The 8,728-nt window shown below is 64.8% G+C and carries 3 protein-coding genes and 2 pseudogenes; 3 read left to right on the top strand and 2 right to left on the bottom strand.

The genetic code is table 11. The features are described from left to right. Positions 1–379: 379 nt before the first annotated feature. Complete coding sequence (locus DIE03_RS37795; RefSeq protein WP_124457120.1) at positions 380–1,177, bottom strand: helix-turn-helix transcriptional regulator; 798 nt, start codon at positions 1,175–1,177, stop codon at positions 380–382. A 105-nt stretch (positions 1,178–1,282) separates the two neighbouring features. Between DIE03_RS37795 and DIE03_RS37790 the strand changes: the two genes are divergently transcribed. Further along, positions 1,283–2,041, top strand: coding sequence for a hypothetical protein (locus DIE03_RS37790; protein WP_260435030.1), 759 nt, complete (start codon positions 1,283–1,285; stop codon positions 2,039–2,041). Positions 2,042–2,097: 56 nt separating this feature from the next. Then, the gene (locus DIE03_RS37785) at positions 2,098–2,922 is read left to right on the top strand and encodes a topoisomerase IV (RefSeq protein WP_124457119.1); all 825 of its coding nucleotides are present in this window, start codon (positions 2,098–2,100) and stop codon (positions 2,920–2,922) included. A gap of 43 nt (positions 2,923–2,965) precedes the next feature. Here DIE03_RS37785 and DIE03_RS37780 read toward each other — a convergent pair. Further along, a pseudogene (locus DIE03_RS37780) lies at positions 2,966–3,160 on the bottom strand (phosphatidate cytidylyltransferase); the annotation flags it as partial. 202 nt (positions 3,161–3,362) lie between these two features. Between DIE03_RS37780 and bcpA the strand changes: the two are divergent. Then, positions 3,363–8,728, top strand: a pseudogene (gene bcpA / locus DIE03_RS37775) (contact-dependent inhibition toxin BcpA); the annotation flags it as partial.

The following is an 8,728-nucleotide window of genomic DNA, read 5'->3' as shown; positions in this document are numbered from 1 at the left end:
CTCGCTCAATCCGGTAGCCCGTCCAGCAGCCCAGCGCCTGTAGTGCTTTGCGATCCAGCAATTTGGCCTCCAACGCCTATTCCCATTGGCGTCAGGTTACCAACTGCACCGAAAGCTTCCACGGTTTCCCGCGATGAACCAAAAAAACGCCGACCCTTCTGCAAGGGTCGGCGAAGAGGTTCTGACTGACGAGGAGATGCCATCAGAACCCAGGCCAGCGCGTGTCGCCCGTTTCGTCTCGAACGGGCAGACAGGTCGGATCGCGCAAGGATAGGGGCGCGCTGCCTGTTTGCACAGAAGGCACAGCCGATAGCGCGTATCGGCGGCACGGGGGGCGAAATGCTGCGGGCCGCGAACACGTCACGCCGCCCGCCGATCGTCACGTACCGGTCTGCGCCTTCAGGAACAGCGAAAACAGTTCAGACTGCGAATTGATCGCGAGCTTCGCGTAGATGTTGCGCCGGTGCACCTTGACCGTTTCGGCCGAGATTTCCAGCTTGTTCGCGACTTCCTTGTTCGAGCGTCCGCTCAGGATCAGCCGGATCACGTCGAGCTCGCGCGCGGTGAGCGGCGTGCCGAGCCGCGTCATCGCGTGCTCGAAGCCGTTCCCGGCATCGGCGCCGGGCCGGCGCGCCGGAGCCGGTTCGGCAAGCGCGGGCTCGTATGCGAGGCGCTGGCGCATCAGCGCGGCGACCCACGGCCGCACCAGGTCGAGCAGCGCCACGTGTTCGGGGCTGAAGCGCCGCTTGCTGCCGAGCGACAGGCACAGCGTGCGCGCATCGTCGAGCACGACGTTGAACTGCACTTCGTCTTCGACCACGTTGTGCGTGAAATAGCGCGTGTAGTACTCGGTGTCGCGAAAGCACTCGGGCGCGACGTCGGACAGCCGGAACAGGCCGCTCGCCGGCGCGTCGCGGTTTGCGACGTAGAACGGGTCCAGCAGGTACAGCCCCTGCAGGTAGTCGCGGAACAGCGGATCGGGCCCATCGCCTTCGTACGCGCATTCGGCGAATACCAGCGGGCGGGCGTCGTCGAACATCAGTGCGACCCAGCTGTCGACGGCGACGTATTCCTCGATCAGCCGGATCAGCGACAGCCAGAAGCCCGGCTGGTCGAGCGTCTCGATGAGCCGCCCGACCGAGCGGTGCCAGGCGACGTCCTGCAAGGTCAGGTTCATGCGTGTGTCCGTGTCGGGCCGGCCGATGTGCGCGTGCGGTGGCGCGTCTTGCGTGTACGCTACGGGCTCGCGGGCAGCTTCCCGTGCACATCGGACGGATCCTGGATGAAGAACGAGATCGTAACGCCGGCCGGCGCGAATGGCGAGGCCGTGCGTCGTGACCGGTACGCGGCACTCGCCGTGGGTGCCGTGCTGGCGTGCGCGGGCGTACTGGCCGCGCAATCGGCGACCGCTGCGCCTCCGCCGGCATCGTGCAACGCGCAATTGACGGCGCTGATCGTACCGTCGTTGCGGCAGACTGCGATGGCGCGGCGCGACATCCAGGCCGACTTGGACGAGCGCACCGGCAACGTTTATCGCATCCGGTTGTTCACGGTGCCTGGCCATCCGGGTACGCCTAATCGCGAAGCGACGATCGGCTGGGTGACGCTCGATACGCAGGCGATGCGCGCGCTCGACATCACACGCGATCCCGACCGGCCGGATGTGCTGAAGATCGACCGGCGCGCGCTGTTGCATGCCGTGTCGGCGTGTGATGCGCCTGCTGCGCCGGTGCACGGTGCCGTCGATTGCGACGCGTTGAACCGCCGCGCACAGGGGCAGGGTGATGATGTGATGGGCAGCGACGCCGGGCGTGTCGTCACCGGCAAGGGGCGCCTGCCGTTCTTTTCCGCGCCGGACGACGCATGCAGGATCGACGGGTTGTTCATCGTCGAGCACGACCACGTCGATGCGAGGACCGAATACGGCCGTTTCACGTCGGTCGTCTACCTGAATCCGCACACGCGCGGCATTGCCGAGGGATGGGTGTCAACCGCGCGGCTGAAGCCGGACGGCACCGGTATCGCGCCACGGCAACCGTGATCGTGCACACTTGCAACCCTTCGCAACGTTTCTTTCCGACCAGAACGAACCTCGTCATGACCGTCCCGCACCGGAACTCACGTCTCAAGCCGCTCGCGGCTGCGCTCGCCGCACTTGGCGCACTCGCGGTACTCACGGCGCTCTCCGCGCTGTCGCCCGTTTATGCGGCCGAACCGGTCCAGCTTGACCCTCCGTTGAAGGCCTTCGTCCACGACACGTACGGCAACTGGCGTGCCGACCGCAAGGGCTGGCAGGCAGACGGGGACGATTTCATCTACGCGCCGTGCGGCTCGCTGCGCGTCGCGACCGCGGACGGCCCGCGCACGCTGCTCGCGATGTGCGGCGAGACCGAGGCTGCGGTACAGAACGGAATGCCTGGCATGGATTCGGACGCGACGCCCGGCACGATCGACCTGTACGTGCTGAAATCGACGGCCGACGGCAAGGCGCTCGAGCCTGTCGTGAAGAAGACGGAGATCGCGTCGGGTCAGCGCGGCGAGCCGGGCACGGTGCGCATCGAGCGGCTCGGGCCGCACCTGTTCGGGTTCGTCATCGGCGAAAGCGACACGCGGCAAGGCTATACGCAAACCTCCCGCTCGATCTGGCTGCCGTACGGCAATGCGCTAGTGCATGCGGCGGCGCGCATCGACGAGGCGCTCGACAATGCCGAGTCGACGGAATGCGCGCATGCTCGCGCGCGTTGCGAGGAACGCCGCTTCGAGATCGCGCCGGACACGACCGGCGCAGGCGACGTCTATCCGCTGACGGTCATGGAAACGGGTACGCGCGGCGACAAGGCCATCCACGCACGCTACACGGTGAAGTTCGACGCCGCGCGCGGCCGCTACGTCGTGCCGAAGGCGTTGCGCGACGGGTACTGATCCTTCGAGCGCAGGCACGGGCGGCATCGCGCCGCCCCGCGCCTCACACATACAGATAGCGCACCAGGTGAAAGAACACCGGCGCGGCGAAGCAGATGGAGTCGACGCGGTCGAGCATCCCGCCGTGGCCCGCGATCATCGAGCCCCAGTCCTTCGTGCCGAGCGAGCGCTTGACGGCCGACAGCACGAGGCCGCCGACGAAGCCCGCGATCACGATCGCGAGCGAGATTGAAACGGCGAATTCGCGTGGTACTCAGAGACTTCTCGTTCGACTGGCGGCTGTCCAAGTCGTACGTCAGCACACGTCAATCAGACGAGACTGAAATTAGGAATTTGTGGTTCTCCTTCAACAGCTTGGCAATATTTGACAGTCATTCGTAAGGGTTTCGGTAAGCTCGTGCCGGATAACCAACGAATGGACGCGGGCCGCGTCGACGAGAATGAATAAGAATACGCACCGCCTGGTGTTTTCCAGGCTTCGGGGTATGGTGGTGGCCGTCGCGGAGACGGCGACGGCTGAGGGGAAGTCGGCAACGGGCGAAGCTCGCGCGCAGCGGCGGTCGTCGACGTCCGGCGCTCGCGTCGTGGTGGCGGGCGCCGCCGCACTCGGCATGCTACCCACCCTGTCCGGTGCGCAGATCATCCCGACGCCCGGCACCAGCACGCAGGTGATCCAGACGCCGAACGGCTTGCCTCAGGTCAACGTGGCCAAGCCTTCGGGCGCCGGCGTATCGGTCAATACCTATAACCAGTTCGATGTCCAAAAGGCTGGCGCGATCCTGAACAACTCGGCCACGATGGTTCAGACCCAGCAGGCGGGCTGGATCAACGGTAACCCGAACTACGGAGCCGGGCAGGCCGCGCGGATCATCGTCAACCAGGTCAACAGCCCGAACCCCTCTCAAATTCGCGGCGCCTTGGAGATCGCAGGCGCCCGCGCGGAGCTGGTCATCGCTAACCCGTCCGGGATTTTTGTGGACGGTGGAACCTTCCTGAATACCAGCCGTGCGACCTTGACGACCGGCGTGCCGTTCTACGGCGCAGATGGTTCGCTCGCCGGATACAACGTCAACCGCGGACTCGTGACTGTCTCGGGTGCCGGCTTGAATGCAACCGGTACCGATCAGGTGGACCTTATTGCCCGAGCGGTACAGGCCAATTCCGCCATCTATGCAAAGAACCTGAACGTGATCGCAGGCGCGGCCCAGGTCAATCACGACACGCTTGCAGCGACACCGATCGCCGGCGACGGCCCGGTTCCGTCGGTCGCGATCGACGTGAGCCAGTTGGGTGGCATGTATGCCAATAGGATCGTCCTTGCTTCGAACGAGTTCGGTGTGGGGGTCGCGAACGCTGGGACGATCGCCGCACAGGCAGGCGACCTGACGCTGCAGTCGAACGGCAGGCTCGTCCTTGCGGGCAAGACCACGGCAAGCGGCAATATGTCGCTGTCGGCCGCGGGCGGCATCCAGAATAGCGGCTCCACGTACGCGCAGCAATCGCTGTCGGCCAGTACAAGCGCCGATCTTACGAACACCGGTACGCTCGCGGCGCAGCAAAATACGACGGTGAACGCCGGGAGCATCAATTCGACCGGTACGCTCGGCGCCGGCGTGAACAATGACGGCTCCGTCGCACACGGCGGCGACCTGAACCTGACGGCGTCCGGCCAACTGATCGCGACCGGCCAGAACGTCGCAGGCAGCAATGCATCGCTGACGGGCGGCAGCGTGAATCTCGCCGGCAGCCAGACGGCAGCGAACGGCAATCTGTCACTGAACGCGACGGCCGGCGACGTGAACCTGTCGAACGCGACGACGAGCGCGCAGGGCGCCATCCAGGCGAACGCATCGGGCACCGTGATCAACGATCACGGCAGCCTGTCGAGCGGCGGCAGCACGACGCTGACCGGCGGCAATCTGTCGAACCAGAGTGGCAAGGTTTCATCGCAGGGGCCGTTGTCAGTCAACGTGGCTGGCCAGTTAGCCAACCAGTCCGGCGAACTGGTATCCGAAAGCACGGCGGACGTGCGTGGCGGCACCATCGTGAACAACCAGGGCACCCTTCAAAGTGCGGCCGGCATGACGGTGGCTGGTGCGTCGCTGGACAATACGGCGGGTCGGATCACGTCGCTCAACGGGGACGGCCTGTCGGTGACGACGAGTGGCCAATTGACCAATGCGGCGGGGACTACCGCGAACGGCGCGCAAGGCGGTGTGATCGGCGGCAACGGTGATGTTTCGATCCAAGGCGCAAACGTTGTCAATCGCGGCGCGATCACATCCAACACGAATCTGCGGGTATCGGGCCAGTCGATCGACAACGGTGGCGGCACGCTGCAGGCTGCGCAAAAGGTAGCTGTCGATGCAGGCGCGCGCCTGACCAACAGCGACGGCTCGATCTCCGGCCAGACGGCAACGGTCAGTGGAACGACGCTAGACAACAGCGCGGGTACCGTGCAGGCGGGCCAGGTTTCGTTGAACGCGACCGACCTCGTGAACCACGGCGGCACGATCACGCAGACCGGCGCTGGTGCGATGAGCGTGAACGTGTCGGGCACGCTCGATAACTCGAATGGCGGCACGCTGCAAAGCAACAGTACCGACCTGACGCTCGCGCCGGCGTCGATCGTCAACGATGGCGGCACGATCACGCATGCCGGCAACGGCACACTGACGCTTGGCGGTGGTACAGGCTCTGTGTCGAACGTGGGCGGTTCGATCGCGAGCAACGGGCGTGTCGTCGCGCAAGCCGGGGTGCTGAACAACACGTCGGGCGCGATCAACGCGCAGAACGGACTGACGGCAACCGTCGGCGGTGCGCTGAACAACGCAAACGGCAAGCTGCTTTCGAACACGGACGTAAGAATCACCAGCGGTACGCTCGCGAACGACAGCGGCCAGATCGGTGCCAGCACGAACGCGACGATCCACACAGGCTCGATGACGAACCAGGGCGGCTCGATCGTTGCGCCGAACCTGTCGGTCATCGCCGATTCGACGCTGGACAACAGCGGCGGCAAGCTCGAGGCCAATCAGCTTGCGCTGACGGCCGCTAACCTCGTCAACCACGGTGGCACGATCACACAGTACGGCTCGTCGGCGATGGGCATCAACGTCAGCGGCACGCTCGACAACTCGGCCGCCGGCGTGATCCAGACGAACGCCTCGGATTTGACGCTTGAGCCGGCCGAGCTGAATAACGCGGGCGGCACCATCACGCATGCCGGCACCGGCACGCTGACGATCGCGCCGGGCAACGGATCGAGCGCGCTGAACAACGCGTCGGGCACCATCGTGACGAAGGGGCAAGCCATCGTCAACGCGGCGACCTGGAACAACGCGAGCGGTATTCTGGCCGCGCAGCGCGGCATCAACGCAACGATTGCGGGTGACGTGAACAACGCGCAGGGCCTGCTGCGATCGGACGCGTCGCTGTCGTTGAAGAACGGCGGCGCTCTGTCAAACCGAGGCGGGCACATCCAGGCGGGGCAATCGGTTGCGGGCGACACCAGCACGCTCGCCATTCGATCGGCCTCGATCGACAACGCGGACGGCGCCATTGTCGACCTGGGCGCGGGCAAGATGACGGTGCAAGGCGGCAGCCAGATCACGAACAGCCACGCTGGTGGCGTATCCGGCATGGGGGCGATCACGGGCAACGGCGATGTGACGGTCAGTGCCGCGTCGATCAACAATACGCAGGGCGGTCAGCTCAGCGGCGCATCGCTTCATGTTCAAGGCAACACCTTGGACAACAGCGGCGGCACCATCGGCAACGTCGCGAACTCGAACGGCGACGTGAACGTCACGACGACCGGCGCGATCACGAACACGAGCGGCCAGATCAGCTCGACACATGACCTGTCGGTCGCGGCGGCCACGCTGCAGGGTGGCGGTACATACAGCGCAGCGCACGACGCGAACGTGAATCTGCGGGGCGATTACACGGCCGCGGCCGACACACAGTTCAACGTTGGTCACGATCTCGCCTTCACGTTACCCGGCACCTTCACGAACAACGCGAACCTGCAATCGGTCAACAACCTGAGCGTCAACGCGGGCAACATCGTCAACGTGGGCGCCCTGACTGCCGGCGGCCTGCTGCATACGCAATCGACCAACCTGACGAATACGGGCGCACTCGTGGGCGCCAGCGCGTCGCTCAACGCAACGAATACGCTCTCGAATCTCGGGCCGACCGCGCTGATCGGTGCGTCGGACAGCAACGGTACGCTCGAAATCCTCGCGCACGACATCGAAAACCGCGACGACACGACCGCGACTGATTCGATGGCGACGACGGCCATCTTCGGCATGGGCAAGGTCGTGCTCGCAGGCGGCAAGGACGCAAGCGGCAACTACACGAACGCCGCGCTCGTCAACAACGTGTCGGCCTTGATCCAGTCCGGCGGCGACATGGAACTGCATGCGGACAAGATCACGAGCACGCGGCGGGTGATGAGGACGTCGACCAGCGCGATCGATCCATCGCTGCTCGGCCAGTTCGGCATTCCGATCAGCGGTCGCACGGGTCAGATCGGCGTGAAGGATCCGGACAGCATCGGCGGCGTCTACACCGAGCCGCCTCATGGCGGTCAATGGAACAGCACGTATCAGTTCACGACCTACTATGCGGACAGCGCGACGGCGACGACAGTGACGGACATCAGCCCGGCTGCGCAGATCGTGTCGGGCGGGAGGATCGATGCGTCGTCCGTCGGCACCCTGCAAAACTACTGGAGCAACATCGCTGCGGTCGGCGACGTCAAGATGCCGGGGCATTACGACGCCGACGGCTGGGCGGCGTCCGGTCAGAAACTGCCGGGTGTGTCGGTTTCCTACTCGGGCCAGTATCACTACAACAACTACGACAACTCGGAACACGACTGGCAGTTGCCGTTCGGCAACGCGCCGTTCGTGACAGGGCGTCCGGGCGGTTATACGCAGGCGGCGCCGGCATCGATCAAGGATTACAAACTGCCGAAATACGACTCGACGTTGAGTTCGAACGGCACGATTTCGGGCACGGGCGTCAGCGTCAACAACACGGCGGGCAACGCGTCGATTCCGTCGCTCGGCTTGCTGCCGGGGCAGTCGGTGCCGGGCCTCACGCCCACCAATCTGAGCGGTAACGCGAGCGGCGCGAAATCGGGTGCGTCGTCGGTGCACGGTGGTCCGCAGGCGCCGGTGGATCCGATCATCGCCAGTGCGACGGCGCTGAACGTACTGAACAACCTCACGATTCCGCAGGGCGGGCTGTACCGGCCGACCACCGCGCCGAATGCGAACTACGTGATCGAGACGAACCCGGCGTTCGCGAACCAGAAGAACTTCATTTCGAGCGATTACTTTTTCGGGCAACTCGGCGTCGACCTCACGCATATTCCGAAGCGTCTGGGCGACGGCTTTTATGAGCAGCAGCTCGTGCGCAACGAAGTCACCGCGCTGACCGGCAAGGCCGTGCTCGGGCCGTACGCAGACCTGCAGACCATGTATCAATCGCTGATGGCAGCGGGCGCCGATCTGTCGAAGTCGCTCGATTTGCCTATCGGGGCGAGCCTGTCGGCCGATCAGGTGTCGAAGCTGACCAGTAACGTGGTCATGATGGAAGCGCGCGTGGTCGACGGTCAGTCGGTGCTCGTGCCGGTCGTCTATCTCGCGAAGGCGAACCAGCAGAATATCGACGGCCCGTTGATCAGCGCAACGAACATCGATTTCCAGAACGCACAGTCGTTCACGAACAGCGGCACGATCAAGGCGGACAACACGCTGGCGATCCAGGGCAAGCAGATCGACAACGCGTT

The sequence above is a fragment of the Burkholderia sp. Bp8992 genome (genome assembly GCF_003853705.1).
Taxonomy (GTDB): domain Bacteria; phylum Pseudomonadota; class Gammaproteobacteria; order Burkholderiales; family Burkholderiaceae; genus Burkholderia.
Note: the sequence above shows the minus strand (reverse complement) of the source record. Positions and strands in the feature narration are given on the sequence as shown.